Origin of the sequence: Streptomyces sp. LBL (assembly GCF_029893585.1) — a bacterium.
GTDB lineage: Bacteria > Actinomycetota > Actinomycetes > Streptomycetales > Streptomycetaceae > Streptomyces.
In genome coordinates, this window is sequence record NZ_JARXYX010000008.1 from 185,398 (window position 1) to 205,022 (window position 19,625).

At 70.6% G+C, this 19,625-nt stretch carries 19 protein-coding genes and 2 pseudogenes; 12 read left to right on the forward strand and 9 right to left on the reverse strand.

Features of this window, described 5'->3' with window-relative positions; genetic code table 11:
* Nucleotides 1-5: 5 nt before the first annotated feature.
* Nucleotides 6-95 carry a K(+)-transporting ATPase subunit F gene (gene kdpF, locus M2271_RS12270; RefSeq protein ID WP_016434100.1) on the reverse strand — a complete coding sequence of 30 codons (90 nt, stop codon included), beginning with the start codon at nt 93-95 and terminating at the stop codon, nt 6-8.
* 522 nt (nt 96-617) lie between these two features.
* On the opposite strand from kdpF, the gene M2271_RS12275 reads away from it, so the two are divergent.
* Complete coding sequence (locus tag M2271_RS12275) at nt 618-1,136, forward strand: hypothetical protein (RefSeq protein ID WP_280887177.1); 519 nt, start codon at nt 618-620, stop codon at nt 1,134-1,136.
* A 35-nt stretch (nt 1,137-1,171) separates the two neighbouring features.
* Here the strand turns inward: M2271_RS12275 and M2271_RS12280 are convergent.
* Nucleotides 1,172-1,363, reverse strand: a pseudogene (locus M2271_RS12280) (DUF1707 domain-containing protein); the annotation flags it as partial.
* 46 nt (nt 1,364-1,409) lie between these two features.
* Between M2271_RS12280 and M2271_RS12285 the strand changes: the two are divergent.
* Both M2271_RS12285 and M2271_RS12290 read left to right on the forward strand, forming a co-directional pair.
* Complete coding sequence (locus M2271_RS12285; protein ID WP_280887178.1) at nt 1,410-2,552, forward strand: universal stress protein; 1,143 nt, start codon at nt 1,410-1,412, stop codon at nt 2,550-2,552.
* Nucleotides 2,553-2,884: 332 nt separating this feature from the next.
* The gene (locus tag M2271_RS12290) at nt 2,885-3,712 is read left to right on the forward strand and encodes a SpoIIE family protein phosphatase (protein WP_280887179.1); all 828 of its coding nucleotides are present in this window, start codon (nt 2,885-2,887) and stop codon (nt 3,710-3,712) included.
* A gap of 173 nt (nt 3,713-3,885) precedes the next feature.
* On the opposite strand, the gene M2271_RS12300 is transcribed toward M2271_RS12290, so the two are convergent.
* Nucleotides 3,886-5,124 carry a PP2C family protein-serine/threonine phosphatase gene (locus M2271_RS12300; RefSeq protein ID WP_280887274.1) on the reverse strand — a complete coding sequence of 413 codons (1,239 nt, stop codon included), beginning with the start codon at nt 5,122-5,124 and terminating at the stop codon, nt 3,886-3,888.
* A 1,030-nt stretch (nt 5,125-6,154) separates the two neighbouring features.
* Here M2271_RS12300 and M2271_RS12305 point away from each other — a divergent pair.
* The 5 genes from M2271_RS12305 to M2271_RS12325 are packed head-to-tail and all read left to right on the forward strand — an operon-like array spanning nt 6,155 to nt 11,756.
* Complete coding sequence (locus tag M2271_RS12305) at nt 6,155-6,460, forward strand: hypothetical protein (protein ID WP_280887180.1); 306 nt, start codon at nt 6,155-6,157, stop codon at nt 6,458-6,460.
* Nucleotides 6,457-7,260, forward strand: a complete 804-nt coding sequence (locus tag M2271_RS12310; protein WP_280887275.1) for an ANTAR domain-containing protein — start codon at nt 6,457-6,459, stop codon at nt 7,258-7,260. The genes M2271_RS12305 and M2271_RS12310 overlap by 4 nt, the downstream gene beginning before the upstream one ends.
* A 31-nt stretch (nt 7,261-7,291) precedes the next feature.
* The gene (locus M2271_RS12315; protein ID WP_280887181.1) at nt 7,292-8,017 is read left to right on the forward strand and encodes a GAF and ANTAR domain-containing protein; all 726 of its coding nucleotides are present in this window, start codon (nt 7,292-7,294) and stop codon (nt 8,015-8,017) included.
* 26 nt (nt 8,018-8,043) lie between these two features.
* Nucleotides 8,044-10,464, forward strand: a complete 2,421-nt coding sequence (locus tag M2271_RS12320) for a phosphoketolase family protein (RefSeq protein WP_280887182.1) — start codon at nt 8,044-8,046, stop codon at nt 10,462-10,464.
* Nucleotides 10,461-11,756, forward strand: coding sequence for an HAD-IC family P-type ATPase (locus tag M2271_RS12325; RefSeq protein WP_280887183.1), 1,296 nt, complete (start codon nt 10,461-10,463; stop codon nt 11,754-11,756). The genes M2271_RS12320 and M2271_RS12325 overlap by 4 nt, the downstream gene beginning before the upstream one ends.
* A gap of 73 nt (nt 11,757-11,829) precedes the next feature.
* Here M2271_RS12325 and M2271_RS12330 read toward each other — a convergent pair whose 3' ends face one another.
* The gene (locus M2271_RS12330) at nt 11,830-12,846 is read right to left on the reverse strand and encodes a slipin family protein (RefSeq protein WP_280887184.1); all 1,017 of its coding nucleotides are present in this window, start codon (nt 12,844-12,846) and stop codon (nt 11,830-11,832) included.
* A gap of 291 nt (nt 12,847-13,137) precedes the next feature.
* Nucleotides 13,138-13,578 (reverse strand): DUF5994 family protein, encoded by a 441-nt coding sequence (locus M2271_RS12335; protein ID WP_280887185.1) that lies wholly within the window; start codon nt 13,576-13,578, stop codon nt 13,138-13,140.
* 219 nt (nt 13,579-13,797) lie between these two features.
* Here M2271_RS12335 and M2271_RS12340 point away from each other — a divergent pair, with 219 nt between their 5' ends.
* Nucleotides 13,798-14,055 carry a hypothetical protein gene (locus M2271_RS12340; RefSeq protein WP_280887186.1) on the forward strand — a complete coding sequence of 86 codons (258 nt, stop codon included), beginning with the start codon at nt 13,798-13,800 and terminating at the stop codon, nt 14,053-14,055.
* A gap of 311 nt (nt 14,056-14,366) precedes the next feature.
* Here M2271_RS12340 and M2271_RS12345 read toward each other — a convergent pair whose 3' ends face one another.
* Complete coding sequence (locus M2271_RS12345; protein ID WP_280887187.1) at nt 14,367-14,666, reverse strand: hypothetical protein; 300 nt, start codon at nt 14,664-14,666, stop codon at nt 14,367-14,369.
* A 558-nt stretch (nt 14,667-15,224) separates the two neighbouring features.
* Here M2271_RS12345 and M2271_RS12350 point away from each other — a divergent pair.
* Nucleotides 15,225-15,779, forward strand: a complete 555-nt coding sequence (locus tag M2271_RS12350) for a DUF5994 family protein (RefSeq protein WP_280887188.1) — start codon at nt 15,225-15,227, stop codon at nt 15,777-15,779.
* 317 nt (nt 15,780-16,096) lie between these two features.
* Here M2271_RS12350 and M2271_RS12355 read toward each other — a convergent pair whose 3' ends face one another.
* Together M2271_RS12355 and M2271_RS12360 are read right to left on the reverse strand one after the other, a co-directional pair.
* Nucleotides 16,097-16,321, reverse strand: coding sequence for a hypothetical protein (locus M2271_RS12355; RefSeq protein ID WP_280887189.1), 225 nt, complete (start codon nt 16,319-16,321; stop codon nt 16,097-16,099).
* A gap of 128 nt (nt 16,322-16,449) precedes the next feature.
* Nucleotides 16,450-17,289 (reverse strand): hypothetical protein, encoded by an 840-nt coding sequence (locus M2271_RS12360; RefSeq protein ID WP_280887190.1) that lies wholly within the window; start codon nt 17,287-17,289, stop codon nt 16,450-16,452.
* A 92-nt stretch (nt 17,290-17,381) separates the two neighbouring features.
* On the opposite strand from M2271_RS12360, the gene M2271_RS12365 reads away from it, so the two are divergent.
* Together M2271_RS12365 and M2271_RS12370 are read left to right on the forward strand one after the other, a co-directional pair.
* Nucleotides 17,382-18,425, forward strand: coding sequence for a sodium-dependent transporter (locus M2271_RS12365; RefSeq protein ID WP_280887191.1), 1,044 nt, complete (start codon nt 17,382-17,384; stop codon nt 18,423-18,425).
* Nucleotides 18,426-18,556: 131 nt separating this feature from the next.
* Nucleotides 18,557-18,700: pseudogene (locus tag M2271_RS12370) on the forward strand (ATP-binding cassette domain-containing protein); the annotation flags it as partial.
* A 317-nt stretch (nt 18,701-19,017) separates the two neighbouring features.
* Here the strand turns inward: M2271_RS12370 and M2271_RS12375 are convergent.
* Nucleotides 19,018-19,395 (reverse strand): helix-turn-helix domain-containing protein, encoded by a 378-nt coding sequence (locus tag M2271_RS12375; RefSeq protein WP_280887192.1) that lies wholly within the window; start codon nt 19,393-19,395, stop codon nt 19,018-19,020.
* Between the last annotated feature and the right edge of the window lie 230 nt (nt 19,396-19,625).

Consider the following 19,625-nt stretch of genomic DNA (forward strand, 5'->3'; position numbering starts at 1 on the left):
GCTTCTCAGAACCTCTCCGGGAAGATCAGGGCGAGGACGAGATAGCCCAGCAGGGCGACGGCCACGACGAGGCCGACGATGTTCTCGGCGGTCACAGCTTCGTCACCCCCTTGGCGACGAGAGCCACCAGCGCGAACACCGCGATCGTGGTGACGACGAAGGCCAGGTCGGCCATCGCGAGCTCCTAGATGAGGTTCGAATGGAACGGACGGTTAGAGAAAACCGCCTCCGTGGCCGGAATCGGTCGCCGTTGACACCTCCCTTACGGCAACGGGTCCCGCTTTGATGGAACTCATACGGTCGGCTCCTCCATCTGCGGGAACGAAACCCCCCGCCCGCTTGAACACGCGCCTGAACACGCCGACGGCCCGCCCCGGGCAGGGGCGGGCCGTCGTGAGACGTAAGAGGCGGGTGATACCCGGCGACGCCGAGATCAGGAGACCCTGAACCGCAGTCGGTCCTGCGCGAGGCCGAACCGGACCGCACCCGCCGCCCCCGCGTCCACACCGGCTGAATCCGGCGCCCGCGTCAGGATCCCGTCAAGTTTCGCCGGTACGGCGTCAGAAGCCCGTCAGCACCGCTCGCCCAGCCCCACACACGCGCCTAGCGTCAATGCCATGCACCCGAGCGGACCACTGAGCCCAGCCGGCGACCGCCACTGGCGCGGTAACGCCCGGCTCGCGGCGGGCTGTGCCCTCGCCTTCGGTGCTCTGGCCTTCCTGGTCGACTGGGACGCCGGCACGCTGACCCCACCTCGCGCCCTGCTCTGGCTCGCCCTGTCCATAGCGGTCTTCGCCGTCCTGCTTCCACAGCGCGTCACGGCAGGCCACGGCTGGCTGGTGGTACGCGGCCCACTGCGCCGACGGGCTGTACGGACGGACGCTCTCGTCTCCATACGGCAGTACGACGGCGTCGGCGCCCAGCTCATACTGCGGGACGCGTACGGCCACCGCCTCGAAGTCGACTCCCGCATCCTGGCCGGCAACCCCTTCCTGTGGCACGAACTCGACACCGGCGTCCGCCGCTCCCTTGACAAGGGCACCCTTTCCCAAGGCGAAGACGTGGTCCGGCGGCTGGCCGAACGCATCGACGGCGAGACAGCACAGGCGGTTCTGCGGGCCTCCGGGTTGTCCTAGCCATTGCTGTGACCGCAGAGGTTCGCCGGGTTGGTGGTCTTGGCGGTGAGCACCTGGTGGAGGCGCTCGTCCAGCTCCTCGTGCGAGATGTGCCCTTCGGCGTACGCCACCCGCAGGCGCTGCACGGCCGCGTCGCGGTCGTCCTCGCTGATCAGTGACGACAGGTCTTCCGGCAGAGAGGTCCCCGTCGACCTCGTGGCGCGGCGGGGGCGCTCGTGCAGGACCATGGAGAGGAGCCCGACGCTCGACGGGCTGGCCCGAAAGGAGCAAAGTGTGCCGCGCGGCACCCTCCGGGTCTACCTCGGGGCGGCGCCCGGAGTGGGCAAGACGTACGACATGCTCGGCGAGGGCCGGCGCCGCGCCGGGCGGGGCACCGATGTGGTCATCGGCTTCGTGGAGGACTACGGCCGTCCCCTGACCCGGCAGATGGCCCAGGACCTGGAGACCGTGCCCCGCAAGACCGTGCTGTACCGCGGCGCCGCCTTCACCGAGATGGACCTCGACGCCGTCCTCGCCCGCCAACCGAGTGTCGCGCTGGTCGACGAACTCGCGCACACCGACATCCCCGGCTGCCGCAACGAGAAACGCTGGCAGGACATCGAGGAACTGCTCGACGCCGGCATCGACGTCATTTCCACCGTCAACATCCAGCACCTGGAGTCACTGAACGACGTCGTCGAGGAGATCACCGGCATCAGGCAGCGGGAGACCGTACCCGACGAGGTCGTCCGCCGCGCCGACCAGATCGAACTGGTGGACATGTCGGCCGAAGCCCTGCGCCGGCGGATGACCCACGGCAACATCTACCCGCCGGAGAAGATCGACGCCGCCCTGGCGAACTTCTTCCGCGCGGGTAACCTCACCGCTCTGCGGGAACTCGCCCTGCTGTGGGCCGCCGACCGCGTCGAGGAAGCCCTCGTGCGGTACCGCAAGGAACAGGGCATCGAGGAACCCTGGGCCACCAGGGAACGCGTGCTGGTGACCCTCTCCGGCGGTCCGGAGGGCGAAACCCTCATCCGGCGCGGCGAGAGGATCGCCTCGCGAGGAGCGGGCGGCGAACTGCTCGCCATCCATGTCGTCCGCGGCGACGGGCTGGTCTCCTCCTCCCCGAAGCTCCTGGATCACCAGCGCGCCATGGTGGAGAGCCTCGGCGGCAGTTACCACACGGCGGTCGGGGATGACCCCGCCCGGGCCGTCGTGGAATTCGCCCGGCAGGCCAACGTCACCCAGATCGTCATCGGCGCCACGCGGCGCAGCCGTATCAAAGGGCTGTTCAGCCGGGGCGTGGGCACCGCCATCGTGGAAGGCTCCGGCGACGACATCGACGTATACATCGTGACTCACGAGGAAGCCGCGCACGGCCGGTTCCTGCGCCGCCGGGGTCGCGGACCGCAGGCCCCTGGATCCGCGTCATGACCACCGCGCCGATGCCGTCGGCGACCGGCGCAGCCGGGATGTTGTTGTCCACGGGCATGTGGCTGCGGCGGATGACGCCGTCAACCCTGCCACCGCGGGTGCCAACAGCCGCGGCCAGGGCGTCGGTGACCAGGTCAGTGCGCTCTGTGACGCGACCCTGGCCGGCCTGAGGCCGCCTCGGCGGGTCGGTTCTACGCCGCCGAGGTACCGGACGCCCACCGCCCCAACTCCGCCCGTGAGATCACGATCACCCCGGAGGGAGAGGTCCTCCAGCCCGGCGAGCTGTACCTCGGTCACATCCTCGGAGAGGTCGGCTACGACAGGAGGTTGCCGTGGAGGGTGGAGATCTGGAACTGGGCGAGTTGCTGGCCGCTGCGGAAGCGGCCCCGCCCGGTGAGTCCGTCGGCGTCGTGGCACACGACCTGCAGAAGCGGTTCGGTGCCGAGACCGTGTCCTTCCTGTTCGTCGACCTCATCGGCCAGCGGCTGGTACGCCTCGCCGCGGCCGGCGATGAGCCCGCCGACCCTGGCGAGCCGATCGACCTGCAGGGCAGCGTCTACGACAGCGTTCTGCAGAGCCAGCGCCAGCGTGTGGAGCCGGACGGCCAGGGCGGACGGCGCGTCATCACGCCGGTCACCAACCGCGGCGACTGCATCGGCGTCCTGGAGGTGACCCTGCAGTCCGCGGACGACACCGTGCTGCGACAGGTCCGCGACGCGGCCCACGCACTGGCCTACATCATCGTCACGGACGGGCGCTTCACCGATCTGTACCACCTGGGCCGGCGCACCACCGAGACCAGCCTGGCCGCGGAGATCCAGCACCAACTCCTACCCTCGGCTCCCTGCTGCGAGGCCGCCCAGCCCTTCGGTGTGGTGGCATCCGCCCCCTACCGCCTCCAGGAACTGCTCTTGCGTCCCGGGGACCGCCCGGTCCTGCTCACCGACGGCATGCAGGAGCGCGGTGCCGCGGCCGTCGACCTGGCCTCGGTCGTTCACGACACCCGCGCGCTGCACCCGCGAGAAGCCGTCCGGAGCCTGACCGCCGCGGTGCTCGACGCCTGCCACGGCAGCCTCAAGGACGACGCCACGCTCCTCATACTGGACTGGCACAGCAATCGCAGCCGGCCGGCCGAAACCAGACCCGACCCGCAGCGATGAGCCGCAACGATGCGCAGCCACCCCTGAGCGTGGCTCGCACGCCGGTGGGCGGCCACGAAGACGTTGATCCCAATGGAGTCCATGGAGGTCCCGCCGCTGAGGTCTGCCACGATCCCGGGCGGCGGCTTGTCTTCCTCGGACATCAGTGCGGCTTGCGCCGCTATGAGCGTGGCTTACTCCAGGACGGCGAGGTGGTCGGCCGCGCCGCCGCGCCACTCGATGAGGAAGAGGGTCGCGTCATCACTGGTCGTCCCGCGTTCCTGTTTCAGGGCGTGGGAGAGCCGGAGTGCTGTTGCCCGTGGTCCTTCCTCTCTGCGCTCGATGCTGTGGACGCAGGCGATGAGTCGTTCCTCGCCGAACTGCTGCCCGTCCATGCCGCGCTCCTCGGTCAGGCCGTCGGTGTAGCACAGCACCCGGTCGCCACGCTGGAGTGTGTACTCACTGATCTGGGGTGATGGGCCGCCGAGGCCGACGGGCAGGGTGGTGGGGCCTCCCAGTTGGCGGACGACCTCGTGGTTGCGGATCAGCAGAGGTGCGGGGTGGCCCGCGTTGACCCATTTCAGGCGGCCGGTGGCGATGTCCAAGTTCATCATCTGTGCGGTGACGAAGTGGTCGGGCCCGAACTGTTCGGCGATCGCCTGGTCCATGAACGCGTACTTCTCGGCGAGGCTGATGCCGGCGCGTCTGGCGTGCCGGTAGGCGCCGACCGCGACGGTCGCCATGGTGGCCGCGTCCAGGCCATGGCCCATCGCGTCAATCACGGCCGCGTGGAGGATGTCGTCGTTGAGTGCGTAGTCGATACTGTCGCCGGCGATGTCGTAGGCGGGCTCCAGGATGCCGGCCACCTCGACCTGCGGCACGGACATCGACAGCGGCGGCAGCAGAGTCCACTGCATCTCAGCGGCCACGCTCATCGGCTCTCGGCGCCGGGCCTGGAAGAACCGGTCCGTATAGGCGTGCTTGGTGACCAGCATGTCGGCGACCAGACCCGCCAGCCTGCGTAGCAGCCGCCGGTCGTCGTCATCGACGCTGCCCAGCGTAAGAGCCATCACCCCCACCTCGTCGCTGCCGTCCAGCAACGGCAAGTACATCCGCATGCCGTCGGTCTGCGGGACCTCGACCGGGGCCATCCGCAGGAAAGCCGTGCCCGCCGCGGAGTCACCGATCTCCTCGGGCTCACCGACCAGCAGTCCCCTCCCAGGCAGCGGCACCAGGAACTCCTGCCCATAATCCTGCAGGAGGATCGAGACCTCGCGTCCACCGACTCGGGCAACTTCCTCCGCGATCAACGGAGCGATCAACTGCGGCGGCATCTCGTGCGCCCGGTCCAGCAGCACCCCCAGCAACCGCTCTCCGAATCCTTCCGACCGGTCCACCCTGGCCTTGTCAGGCTTCCGCTCACCCTCGGCCACAACTGTCCCCCGCCGGCCTGGCCGGCCCATTGCCGATCACCTTCGCGAATCGGCGACGGCCTTCCCGTCCCACAAGCATGCACATCGTTCGATCATCACGCACCGGCCACCGCTCACCGCCCACAACCGACGCACGCTCCCGGCGAATCGCTCGAACGGGGCAGGCTGCGACGGAAGTAAAGCGCGGCAAGTTCCCTCGAGTTCTTCCCGCGTCGGATGAGTGGGCCCTGCGGCCCCGCCCTCGATGAAGGCCCTCGCCCATGCACGATCTGGCCTACTTTCTGGAAGACACGATGAACCGGCGCCACGAGTACCGAAGCCGTGGCCCACGCCACGGGCATCCGCACACCTCGCCCGCCAGCCCGGTCGCTTCGGCGAGGTCCGCCGGCAGACGTGCACCAGCGTGCCAGGGGCCGGACCGACTGCGGCACCGCTCCGCCTGCCCAAAAGCAGCGGCCACTTCGAAGGACGCGGAATCCCGATCGCTTGGGCGATCAAGAGGCGAGGCTGGGCTTCACGGAAGCAGGACGCCGGGAGGCTGCCCGGCAGACGCTCTGCCCGGACCCTCTACCTGGACCAGACGTCACCATCGGCTCGCCCCCGGCTTCCCCACGCCTTTCCGCAGCCGCCCGGTTGTCGGATTCCGGCCCGTTCGGACCTGTCCGGCGAAGGGCCGGGGACTATGCTGGTGAGCGAACGCCCAGGACCCCGGTGGACGCACGGCCTGCTGACCACGATGCCACAGGAGCGGATTCCCGTCCGGACCCGTCGCATCTTCAAGGAGATCCCTGTCGGGCATCGAGCCTCGGAGCGCGGAACCCCGACGGGTGACCATTCACGTCCTCGTACGCCCCGACCTCGGTCGCACCCCGCCGGGTACACAGCCCGGCACATCGAGTTCGGTGCCCGGTAGCGGTCCCGAGAACACCTGAACGGCTGAAACAGAGGTGTCATGCTCCACTCTGCGGCTGTCCATCCGCCGGCAGGGCTCACGTCCGCTCGCGCCGCTCTCGTCCTACGCCGAGGCGGCTTGGGGTGGCCGGGATGCGACGGAGCGCTCACGCCCGCCGTCGACCGGATCACCGGCGCCGGCTGCGCCTTCGCCGGGCTGATGGTTACGGTGCCGCAGCACCGCAACGTGACCCGAGGGTCGAAGGAACCGCTCCTCTCCGAGCGTCAGGCATCACTCGGTGTCACCATGGCGGGCGGGGCCGACGAACCGATCATGGCCTCCCTGCGCTGCCGGAACCGGAAGGACGTCGGAAACGTCCGCGGACCGGCCGCCGGTGCCGTGTTCCTGGCGCTGGTACCCCCCTTGATCCGGTGGTCACCGTGATCCCCGGCAGCCGGTCGGCGCGGATCCAGGCTCTCGTGGCCGAGCAGGCGGCCCTGCGCGGCGCCCGGGTGGGCCTCATCGACGTGTGTACGGCGGCTGTGGCGACGCTGCCGGTCGGCGGGGCCGGGGTGTCCGCGATGTCCCGCGACCGGGCGAGTCATCCGCTGTGCAGCACCGACTCCGTCAGTCAACAGATGGAAGAACTCCAGCTCGCACTGGGTGAGGGACCGTGCGTGGATGCCTTCGTCCTCGGCTCCGCGGTCCTCTGCCCCGATCTGTCGGCCGGTGAACTCCGACGGCATTGGACGGTGTTCGCCGACGCGGCCCTGGAAGCCGGGGCCAGGGCGGTCTTCGCTCTGCCCCTGCAGATCGGGGCCATCAGCCCCGGCGTACTCGACCTTTACTCCGGCAGCTCGGTCGAGCTGGACGCGGACGCGGTTGCCGACGCGATGGCCTTCGCCGACACAGCCACGTTGCTTCTGCTCGATGCCAGGATCAGTGAGACGGGTGTCCCGTTCGACACCGAAGCGGCCGGCACCGACCGGCCGGACTCCGCACTCTCCGACGACCTGGGCGGTTACCGGGCCGAGATCGACCAGGCCACCGGCATCCTGGTGGTCCAGCTCGGCGTCGGCGTCGAGGAAGCATTCATCCGGCTGCGCGCCCACGCGTACGCCCGGGGGACACGCATCTCGGTGGTTGCCGCCGACGTGGTCGCCCATCGGCTCCGCTTCCCCCTGGAGATGACACCGTCCGACATCCAACCGCCGGATGCGCGACCTCCCGACGAGGAGCCCTGATGCTCACGCCCCATACACAGAGGTGCGCACGATGAAGGAACAGCTGATGGCCCGGACGTTCGTCGAGCTGGCGGACAGTCTCGTCGCCGACTTCGACCTCATGGACTTCCTGCGACTGCTCACCGACCGCTGCGTCGATCTGCTCGACGCGAGTGCGGCGGGCGTCCTGCTCGCCGACCGCGACGGAGTGCTGCGCGTCATGGCCGCCTCCGACGAACGGGTGCGCCTCCTGGAACTCTTCCAGCTGCAGAACCACGAAGGCCCTTGCCTGGACTGCTTCCACAGCGGAATCGCGGTCTCCGTTCACGACCTGCGCGACGAGGCCGTCCGCTGGCCCCTGTTCACCGCCCAGGCCCAGCGCATCGGCTTCACCGCCGTCCAGGCGCTGCCCATGCGCCTGCGCGACGAGGTCGTCGGCGCCCTCAACCTGTTCCACACCACCCCGGCGCCCATCAGCCCCAGCGCCACCCCCTTCGCACAGGCCCTCGCCGACGTCGCCACCATCAGCCTGCTGCAACAACGCACCACGGAGCGCAGCACCCTCCTCAACGAACAGCTGCAGACCGCCCTCAACAGCCGCGTCCTGATCGAACAGGCCAAGGGAAAGCTCGCCGAACGCCGCCACACGGACATGGAACGGGCCTTCACGGCGCTGCGCGCCTACGCCCGCGCCCACAACCGCCGCCTGGCGGACGTCGCCCGCGCCTTCATCGACGAAACCGAACACCTCCCCGGTCTCAGTCCCGGAAATTCCTGATCAGGTCCCTGCGAGAAGGGTTTGTCATGCCACTCGGCCCCCCTACCGAGACTTCCCTCAACACTCCTGGCATCCCCGACCGCCTCGACGAGGAGGAGCTCAGCGCTCTGGACGCCCACTGGCGGGCGGCGAACTACCTGGCCGTCGGGCAGATCTACCTCATGTCCAACCCTCTGCTGACCGAGGCCCTGACACCTGAGCACGTCAAGCCGCGACTGCTCGGGCACTGGGGCACCTCACCGGGGCTGAACCTGGTCCACACCCACCTCAACAGGGTCGTCAAGGCTCGGAACCTGGACGCGATCTGCGTCTGGGGGCCCGGTCACGGCGGGCCGGCCGTGGTGGCGAACTCCTGGTTGGAGGGCAGCTACACCGAGACCTACCCGGACATCACGCGGGACGCGGCCGGCATGACCCGCCTCTTCCGGCAGTTCTCCTTCCCAGGCGGCATCCCCAGTCATGTCGCGCCCGAGACCCCCGGATCGATCCACGAGGGCGGCGAGCTGGGCTATTCCCTCTCGCACGCCTACGGGGCCGCGTTCGACAGTCCGGGGCTCCTGGTGGCCTGCGTGATCGGGGACGGTGAGGCCGAGACGGGTCCGCTGGCCGCCTCCTGGCACTCGAACAAGTTCCTCGACCCGGTACGAGACGGTGCCGTCCTGCCGATCCTGCACCTCAACGGCTACAAGATCGCCAACCCGACGATTCTGGCCCGGGTACCGGAGCCCGAACTCGACTCCCTGCTCAGGGGATACGGCCACGAGCCCCTCCATGTCACGGGGGACGACCCCCGCGCCGTCCACCACGCGATGGCTTACGCCATGGACGAGGCCCTGAACCGTATCGCCGCCTTCCAGCACGCCGCCCGCAACGAAGGCGCCGGTTCCGCCGTCACCGAACGGCCGCGGTGGCCGGTGATCGTGCTGCGTACGCCCAAGGGCTGGACCGGACCGGCCGAAGTCGACGGCGTCCCGGTGGAGGGCACCTGGCGAGCGCACCAGGTGCCGCTCCCGACCGTGCGCGAAAACCCGGACCACCTGCGGCAGTTGGAGCGATGGCTGCGCTCCTACCGGCCCGAGGAGCTCTTCGACGAGCGCGGGCGCCCTCGGGAACAGGTCCTGGCCTGCGTCCCCGACGGCGCGCACCGCCTGGGCGCCAACCCGCACACCAACGGCGGCCTGCTGCTGCGCGACCTGCCCCTGCCACCCCTGGAGCGGTTCGCCGTCCCGGTCGACAAGCCCGGCGCGACAGCGCACGAGCCGACCCGTGTCCTCGGCGACCTGCTGGCGCAGGTGATGGCCGACACGGGCGAGCGTCGCGACTTCCGGCTGGTCGGCCCCGACGAGACGGCCTCCAACCGCCTCCAGGCCGTCTACGAGGCGAGCGGCAAGGCGTGGGAGGCCCAGGTACTGCCCACGGACGAGCACCTGGAGCGCGGCGGCCGGGTGATGGAGATCCTCTCCGAACACACCTGCCAGGGCTGGCTGGAGGGCTATCTCCTCACCGGCCGGCACGGCCTGTTCTCCTGCTACGAAGCCTTCGTCCACATCGTCGACTCCATGGCGAACCAGCACATCAAGTGGCTGCGCGTCGCCCGCCGCCTCCCCTGGCGCCGCCCCATCGCCTCCCTCAACTACCTGCTCACCTCACACGTGTGGCGCCAGGACAACAACGGCTTCTCACACCAGGACCCCGGTTTCGTCGACCACGTGCTCAACAAGTCGCCGGAAGTCGTTCGGGTCTACTGTCCGCCGGACGCCAACACCCTGCTGTGCGTGGCGGATCACGTGCTGCGCAGCCGCGACTACGTCAACGTCGTCGTCGCGGGCAAGCAACCCTGCTTCGACTGGCTCGACCTCGACGCCGCCCGCGCGCACTGCGCCCGCGGCGCCGGGATCTGGGACTGGGCCGGCACCGAGTCCGAGCCCGGCGAGCCCGACGTGGTACTCGCCTGCGCGGGCGACGTGCCCACCCTCGAAGTACTGGCCGCGGCCTCGCTGCTCCGCCACCACCTGCCCGAACTCGCGGTACGGGTGGTCAACGTCGTCGACATCGCCCGTCTGCTGCCCGCGGAGGAACACCCGCACGGGATGCCCGACAGCGAGTACGACGCGCTGTTCACCCCCGACAAACCCGTCGTCTTCGCGTACCACGGCTATCCATGGCTGATCCACCGGCTCGCCTACCGCCGCGCCAACCACCCGCACCTGCACGTACGCGGCTACAAGGAGGAGGGCACCACCACGACCCCGTTCGACATGGTCGTCCGCAACGACCTCGACCGGTACCGGCTGGTCATGGACGTCATCGACAGGGTGCCCGCTCTCGCGGTCCGCGCGGCTGCGCTGCGGCAGCAGATGGTCGACGTCCGTTACCGCCATCACCACTGGATCCGCGCCCATGGGGAGGACCTGCCCGAGGTCGCCGACTGGACCTGGAGTCAGTGACCGGCCGGGCAGCGGAGCTGCGGGTGGGGGAGGCTGCCGCGGAAGACGCGAAAGCCGTGCTGGCCGCGCTCGCAAGCAGTCCCGAGGGCCTGTCGGGGGGCGCGACGGGTGAGGCGGCCGAGCGGCTCGCGGCCGTCGGCCCGAACGCCGTACGCACGCACCACGTCCGCGTCCTGGCGGTCCTCGGACGGCAGCTGCGCAGCGCCCTGCTGATCCTGCTGGCGGTGACGGCAGGGGTCTCGTACTTCTTCGGCGAGCGGACCGGCGCGATCATCATCGCGGGGATCCTGGTGCTGAGCGTGGCGCTGGGATTCGTCAACGAGTACCGGGCGGAGAAGGCCGCTCAGGCCCTGCACTCGCGGGTGCGGCACACGGCCGTCGTGGTCCGGGGTGGCGCGGCTGCCGAGGTCGATGTGACCGAGCTGGTGCCGGGCGATGTCGTACGTCTGACGCTGGGGCAGGTGGTGCCCGCGGACCTGCGCCTGCTGGAGTGCACGGCGTTCGCCTGCGACGAGAGCGTCCTCACCGGGGAGTCCGCCCCCGCCGACAAGGACCCGGAGCCCGTCGCCGCGGGGGCGGCACTGGCCGAGCTGACCTCCTGCGCCCTGATGGGGACGGTGGTGCACGGGGGCAGCGCGACCGGAGTGGTCGTCGCCACCGGGGGCCGAGCCGAGTTCGGGCGGATCGCACTGGGGCTGGGAGAACGACAGCCGGAGACCGACTTCCAGGCGGGGCTGCGCCGCTTTTCCATGCTGCTCCTCAAGGTCGCCGCCGCCCTCACCACCGGCATCTTCGCCGTCAACCTCCTGCTCCACCGGCCGCTGCTCGACGCCCTGCTCTTCTCGCTGGCCATCGCGGTGGGCATCACCCCGCAGCTGCTGCCCGCCGTGGTGAGCACGAGCCTGGCCACCGGCTCACGGCAGCTGGCGCGGCGCAAGGTCCTCGTCAAACGGCTGGTGTGCATCGAGGACCTCGGCGACATGGACGTCCTGGTCACCGACAAGACCGGCACGCTCACCGAGGGCCGCATCCATTTCGAGGCGGCCCTCGACCCGGCCGGCACCCTCTCCGACACGGTGCTGAAGCTCGGCCTGCTGGCCACCGAGGGCGACCTCGACCAGGTCGGCGGGAACGCGCTGGACGTCGCGCTGTGGCAGGCCACAGAGCACGTCTTCTACGCCCGCGCCGACGCGCGGGCCGCGCATCCGCCGGTACGCCACCGCACCCGCCGGCATCGCATCCAACGGCGGGCCGGCCGCTTCAGCCACCCCGGGCCGCTGCGACCCCGGTGACGTACTGTCACCAGGGCCATCAGCGGCACCGCGCAGCACCAAGGCGATCCGCGTCACCCCGGCGGCGGAGCGGTCAGCCGTTCAGTGACTCCTCGGCGTCCCTCCGGGTAGGCCAGTCGTCCCCCCGCTCCCGGGCCACCTCCGCACGGCTGCCGATCCGCTTGCCGCCGGAGCCGACCCGCTCTCCGCTCAGCGAGAAGGCGGGCGCGATGGCCGGTGCCGGGATGGCCGGTGCCGGGATGGCGGGTTCGGGGATCACGACGGCCGCGGGCGCCGTGGGGTGCCGGGTGCTCCGGTGCGTGACCCGTCCGTCGGACTCGCCGTCGGTTTCCCTGCTCTGGTGGTCGAAGAAGCGGAGCATCTCCACGGGGAACGGCATCACGAGGGTGCTGTTCTTCTCGGCGGAGACGTCCACCACGGTCTGCAGCAGGCGCAGTTGGAGTGCTCCGGGGGTGTCGGCCATGGTCGCGGCGGCGTCGGTCAGCCGCTGGGACGCCTGGAACTCTCCGTCGGCGGCGATGACCCGGGCACGGCGTTCCCGCTCGGCCTCGGCCTGCTTGGACATCGAGCGCATCATCGACTCCGGTAGGGCGATGTCCTTGATCTCCACGCGTTCGATGCGCAGCCCCCAGGGCTCCTCGGTGGGGGCGTCCATCACCTTCTTGAGTTCCGCGTTGATGTGGTCACGGTCGGAGAGCAGCGTGTCCAGGTCGGCCCTGCCGATGACCGAGCGGAGCGACGTCTGGGCGATCTGGGAGACGGCGGCAGGATAGTTGCGCACGTTCACCAGGGCCTTGACGGGGTCGATGACCTTGAAGTAGACGACCGCGTCGACGGTGAGCGTCACGTTGTCGGCGGTGATGGACCCTTGCGGCGGGATACCGAGGACCTCGGTCTGTACGGACACCTTCCGCATCCGGTCCCCGATCGGCCGGATGACCCGCAGGCCCGGCCCGCGGATGTCCGGCAGCAGCCGCCCGAAGCGGAACACCACGCCCTTCTCGTACTGCTGGACGTTGCGCAGGCTCAGGGCGAGCAGGACGAGCCCGGCCACGGCGCACACCACCAGCACGGTGATCAGAACACCCATGGTTCTCACTTTCCCTACGTCGATGACGGTCCCGGACCCGAGCGGTCCGGGAAGCACACGGCACGGGAGGACCCCGGCCTGTCGTCTGTGATGCGGCCGGGGTCTCGGGCTGCTGTTGAGGCTCTGGTGCGTCGGCCCGGCTCAGCCGGGAACTCTGCGGTGCGGCGCCGGTCGGGTCGGCGCGGGTGACGCCGGTGGCCCGTCGACGAACAGATGGCCCGGGGTCTCGTCCCAGTCGCTCGCGTCGAGGCCCACGCGGGCGATGGGCCCAGGCGAGCCGTCAGCGCGGCGTCAAGCGACTGCGACTCCCCACCTCACGCCGTCCTCCACGACGGTGGCCATCCTCTCCATGAGCCGCCCCGCCTCCGCGTCCGTGGCCGCGGGCGGCACCACCAGCAGGTCCCACCGGCCGCGGCCGGGCGCCAACAGGCAGACGGTGGACGGGGAGTGCTGGATGGTCGTCCGGTGCAGGCGTACCACCTGGTTGGCGACGAGCAGCCGACCCGGAAACGGGGACCATACGGCCTCGTCCACGAGGACGCTGGTGACCTGTCCCCAGGCGTGCGGCAGTCCGCCCAGCAACCTGGGCAGTTCGGACGCCAGATCGGGCGAGTGGGGCCACCAGGCGCCGTCGATGCGCCGGGGCATGTGGCCCTGTGCCGGCTGGGACACCAGACGCAGGCGGACGGCGGACGGCGAGGAGAGCGGAGACGGCGGCGGGGCGATTGTCATGGGACTCCTTCAGCGGATGCGGTCGTTCGGGTTCACACGCGGCGGGCGGCGATACGGCCCGGGGTGGGCCATCGCACATCCCTGGGCCAGTTGAGGCGTTCGAAGAGGCGGATCGCGGCGGCGTACGGGTCGGACCGACCGCGGTCGGCGCGGTGCCGGGCGCAGGTGGGGTCGGCGTGGTGCGGGGAAGGGGGGTGCGGGGAAGGGGCGGTGGCGGCGATGGATGGCGAACCAGCCGATCACGTCACCCTGCAAGCTCATCGGCCCGGCCACCGCGACCACGGTGCGCAGCGGCCGTACGGCCTGGTGGCCGCCGTGGGTCAGGCCGCGGTGGAAGCCGACCGTGAGGCCCAGGCCCGTGACGGTGCAGAGCGCCGCGGCGAGCAGAACATCGAGGGGCTGGATCAGGCGCCCCCACAGCGGCCGGACGGCCGGACCGAGTGCCAGGAAGCGGGAGGAAGACGATCAACGCCGTGATCGCCGAGGACCGCCGCGCACCGCCGGTGCGCTCGGCACCCGTTCCCTCGCGCAGGAAGGCGGCCCTCCCGTCGCACTCCGGGGACGGTGGAGTCCCTTCCGGCGGGACGGTGGACGGGGGGCGGAGGATACGGAGGGACATGCGCGGTCCTAGACCTCGGTGACGACAGTGCGGCCGGGGTCTTGGGCTGCGCCTTTGCGACGGTGAGTGCGTACGGCATCGCTGAGAACGGATGCGAGTCGCACGGGCGGCGGACAGGGGAGCTACACGGGCTTGGACCGGGTGGGACGTGGAGCGGGCGACGGGGCCGTCAGGCGGTCTCGCCCCGGTGGGCGCGATCGACGGGCGGTCTGCTGGAATCGAGCCAGGAGCTGAGCGGACCGGCGGCGAGCGAGGCGTCCAGTGTGAGGTGGAGCCTCGTCCCCGTCCCCGAGGGGCCCGCGGGATAGCTGCGCTGCTCGTCGCCGGCGAACAGCAACCGGAGCACGTCCGCGACGCGTCGGGCCGCTTCGGGGTCCGCGGAGACCAGGCGGACCTCCACCCGGCGGTGCCCACTCGGCTCGTGCGCGGCCTCGGGAAGCGCTGGGCGGTACGGGGCTTCGGATGTCATGGGGCGGAACCTGGCCCGGACCTGAGCGGCCCGCATCTCACGTGCGCCGAGGACGAGACCGGCTCGGACACCGGCGTACGAGGTGCCCTCGACGTTGTCAGCCTACTCCTGCCGCTCGGGACAGCCGCTCCGGCGCAGCTGAGTAATGTGCGGTGGCCGCCGAGCCACCGGCCGGCGCCCGACGCCGGGGTGACGGGTCCGTCGGTCATGAACTGCTCCCAGGACGACGAAGTGACTCCGCTGCCAGTCACACCGTTCGCCTTGCCGTCTGTCGTGTGGCACCCCGTGAAGTGCCGCGGAGACAGACCGGCTGCGACGACGCAGGCGGGCGGCCCCTGGCGCTCGGCTCGTGCAGCGGGCCCCTCTGATCACCCACGACGGCCCATGGTTCTTGTCGGCCCACTGCTGCCGGTACGACGGCCACCACGGCGAGTTGGCAGAGGAGTAGGCTTCAGAGACCGAGGGCATTTCGCACACCGGCTTCCACGCCGGGTCGTCCTCGGCGAGAGATGAAAACCGGGCCGTGCCACCGGGGCGGCCCGGAGACGGGTCTCCATCATGACCGCGACCTTCGAAGCAACTCTGCCGCGGCCCGCACCCGTAGCCGTAGTAGCACCTCCCGCCCGTCTCGTGCTGAAGACGGACGGCCCCTCCCGTGGACTCCTGGACGGCGCCTGGTGGCCGCGCTCGCGCGACCTGCTGCGCGAACTGCCCGCACTGACCGATGCGCTGGACCCCGTGTGGGGCCGCATCACCCGGATCGCCGTCAACCCCGAGCACTGGCCGGTCATCCCGCGCAAAGTGCCCGTCAACGGCCATGTCGTGAAGGTCGGCTGGTTCACGCCGGAGATCGACCCGCACAAGCTGCTGCTGCTCTCCTATGGCACCGGCCGCTGGGATCTGCTCGTCATCCCGCCCGAAACCGGGGCGGAGTCGGCGGGCCGCCTGATGGCGGCCGCATCCGACTACGACGCCCCGCCGCTGACCGCGAGTGCGCTCATCGCCGCGGACCGAGCCGGGCACGCAGTATCCACGGCCGTCCGACCAGTCGATCCGGACGAGGCTCCCAGGTGGGCGAGCAGTGGGCCGGTGACGGAGCGAGCGCCCTCGTAGACGAAGTCCATCAGCAGACTGACGCCCCCGAACACCAACACGAACCGCCACGCCGAGAGCCCCCGGACAGGTCCGTCCGACGGTTCGGGCGTGGCAGACGTGGTGCGGGCGGGCTTCACGACCTCCTCCCCAGGGTGTCGCGTGCCCGGCAGGCCGGACATGGCCTCGTGAACATCGGCCCACCTCCTGGTGGCGCTTTCATCCTCGCCGGACGAATCCGGCAGGCGCATCCTCTCTCGCCACGTCGTAGCGGTCACGTGCTGAGGTGGCGCAGGAACTCTGCCGTGCCTGCCGGACGAGCGTGGCGCCGTTCGCGCTCAGTCGGCCCGCTCGGTGGCCCGGTCGTAGTCGCCCGTCTGCGGCGGCAGGGCCGCAGACGGGGCGAGGCTGCGGCGCTCCTGAGCGTGGGCGTAACCCGTCAGACCGACCAGTACGGCCAACAGCACGGCCGACGAACCCGCCGCAGCGAGGTCGAGACCGCCCTTCGCGACCGGCTTGGTCAGGAAGTCGCCGGCTGTCGCGCCGAGCGGGCGGGTCAGCACGGTGTGAAAGGGCTCCCGTCGCCACGTGACGGGCGCCCTGCGACACACGGGCCGACCACGGAGGCCGACCGTGGTGTCCGACCTTGTCGGTGATCGCCTGCACGCTTCCTGAACGCCTTCCGAACCGTTCAGGCCGCCTGCCGCGTCACGCGCGCAGGGTCCGCCACGTCCTTGCGGGTCACCATCAGGTACACCACCAGGCCGAGGATGACCGCCAGGAAGATCACACTGGTGACGACGGTGCCGAACCCGAGGCCGCCGTCGCCGGTCGGCTGGGAGAGGTAGTCGCCGATCGAGGCGCCGAGCGGGCGGGTGAGGATGTAGGCGATCCAGAAGCTCCAGACCGCGTCCAGGCCCAGCGCGAAGTGCGCGATCGCCACGGCGGCGATGGCCAGCGCGAACAGGACCGCAGCCAGCCAGTAGCCCAGGTCCATGCGCTCGGACACCAGATCGCCGCCCGCCGTTCCGAGGGCGAAGGTGAACAGTACGGCCAGCCAGTAGTACGCCTCGCGGCTGGTGGTGTCGATGCTGTGGATGGAGAGGGTGCGCTCGCGCCGGTACCAGACGACGAACACGACGGCGAGAAGGACGGCGAACACGCTGGTGGTCGTCTCCAGCGGTACGCCCATGTTGTCGGTGAGGTTGTCGCTGATCAGCGTGCCGACGACGCTGATCAGGGCGACGGCGAGCCAGTACACGCCCGCGCGGTAGGCGGTCGTACGGAACTGCACGACCAGGACGACCGCGAGCAGCGCGCTCATCAGGACCGACACGCCCGTCAGGCCCAGGCCGGCCTTCTCGTTGAGCAGGTCGGCCGCGGTCTCGCCGACCGTCGTGCACAGCACCTTGATGATCCAGAAATAGGCGGTGACCTCGGGGACCTTGTTCCAGCGCAGACGGTGGGAGGGACGCGCAGAGGCACTCGTGCCCGGTTCGGCCTCAGGAGTCTCGGAGAGTTCGTAGGTCATGGGGCCAGACGGTGCCAGCGGTTACCTGAACGCATCCTGACTGCCGCGCGGCTTTCCCGGCATGCCGGGTGCGGCCTGATCACGATGGGCCCATGCACATCCGCGCCGCGTCCTGGCTGCGGCACCGGCTCGGCCGTGCCGTGGTTCTCGCCTACGTACTCGCCCTGTTCCTGCCCGGCCCCGGCCTGTGGCTGCGGCGCCCCCATCCCTTACCGCTGACGCCGACGCACCTGACGCTGCACACCGCACCGCTCCTGCTGTCCCTGGTGCTGTTCTCGGCAGGGCTCCAGGTCCCCGTCCGCGCGCTGGGCCGCCTGCTGCGACGGCCGAAGGCGCTGCTCGCCGGGCTCGTGCTGCACCTCGCGATCCCGCTGGCGGTCGTGCCGCTCGTCGCGTTCCTGCTGCGGCGCACCCCTGACACCGACGGCGGCAGCGGACTGCTCACCGCGATGATCCTCGTCGTGGCGATGCCCGTCGCCGCCGGGGCCACCGTGTGGACCGACAAGGGCGACGGCGACCAGCCGACGATGGTGGGCCTCGTCCTGGCCTCCACCCTCCTCAGCCCGCTCACCACCCCCTTGCTGCTGCAGACCCTGGCGCCGCTGCTCAGCGGCGGTTACGCACAGACCCTCGCCGCCACCGGCCGGCTGGCCGAGGGCGGTTTCGCCCTCACCGCCGTGGTCCTTCCCTGTGCGGCGGGCCTCCTGGGCGCGCTCGTCCTGCCCGCGCGCCTGCTGCACCGCCTCCAGCTGACGGTGACGCCCCTGGCCCTGACCGGCTCGCTGCTGCTGACCTACGTCAACGCCAGCGGCGCCCTCGGCTCCGTCCTCATGAGGCCCCGCCCGCTGCTGTTCGCCGCCGCCCTGGCCGTGGCGGCCCTGGTCTGCCTGCTCTCCTTCGCCCTCGGCCGGGCCGCCGCCCTCGTCCTGCGACTTGAGGCGGGCACCGCCTCGTCGCTGACTCTCGCCTGCGGCATGAACAACAGCAGCGCCAGCGCGGTGCTGATCACCGCGTCCCTGCCCGACAAACCCCACCTGCTGCTGCCGGTCCTCGCCTACGGCCTGCTTCAGAAGACCGCCGCGAGCCGCATCGTCACCCGCCTCCGGCACGGCCCCGCTCCCAGCGCAGGCCCCTGAACCATGCTCAGCCGCCGCCCGCCGGGCCGGCCTCCTCCTGACGTCCAGAGTGGGGATGAGGCTGTCGGCTGGCAGACCAGACGAGTCGGCCGGTCTCCGAGGCGCTCGGCGTGGTCGGCGCGGCGGGGCCGGCCGACCGCCTGCCCGACGAGATCTCCGGCGGTCAGGCCCAGCGGGTGGCCGTGGCCCGCGTGCTGGCGCAGGCGCCGCGGCTGATCCTCGCGGACGAGCCCACCGGCCGCCTCGACCACGCCACCGGGGCCCGGGTCCTGGCCGTCCCTGACCGTGCGCCAACCCCTCTCGGTCTGCCGCCGCCTCCACAGCCGCGTGACAGCCGGGTCCGGTCCCACCAGCTCGTGTGGTCCGGGCCCTGCAGACAAGGCGGCCACAGGATCGGCGCCTGTCCCGGACACATCCCGGGGCACGACGCGGCCGGCGTCGTTCAGCAGACCGGGCTGGCTTCACCGAGACCTCCGACATCTTCACTGCGGCGGCGGCTACGGCTGGGCCGCGGACACCGCTGTTGGCGATTCCCCGAGTCAACACAGAGGTGCGGCTCGTCCGGTGCGGCACGCGCCAACGCAGGTTCGAGTCAGCCGATGGAGGAGATGCCGCCCTCGCGGGCGTCGAGCAGCTCGTCCCAGTGCTCGGTCGCCCATCGGCACGCGGCGGCCAGCGGCTCCAGCGTGCTGCGGCCCAGCGGTGTCAGCGCGTACTCCACCCGCAGTTTCGGGTCGGCGTGCACGGTGCGTGACACGAACCCGTTCCGCTCCAAGCCGCGGAGCGACTGGGTGAGCGTCTTCGGGGTGACGCGGCCCAGTGGCACGCGGAGTTCGGAGTATCTGCGCGGGCCGTCTTCCAGGCACCGGAGGACCAGGGGTGCCCATTTGTCACCGAAGCGGAAAGGCAGCAGCGAGGACGGGCACAGCTCGTCGAACAAGTCGGGTGGCAGCGGTGGCCGTTGCGTCATGGAGGGTCTCCCGTCTCCGGTCTTGGTATCCAGATGGTGACCGACCTTCTGGATATCTTCCGGAGCATCGGCTCAACGGCAGGTATTCCGACGACGGGCAGGATCGTGGTTTTCGGGGCGGGTGGCCGCCCGCCTGCTCGACAACCTCACCGATCCGCACCCGTCCTCCTCTGGCCGGAAGGCAGCCGGCGTGCCGATTTGCACCTCATCAGAGTAACGGGCGTCGAATG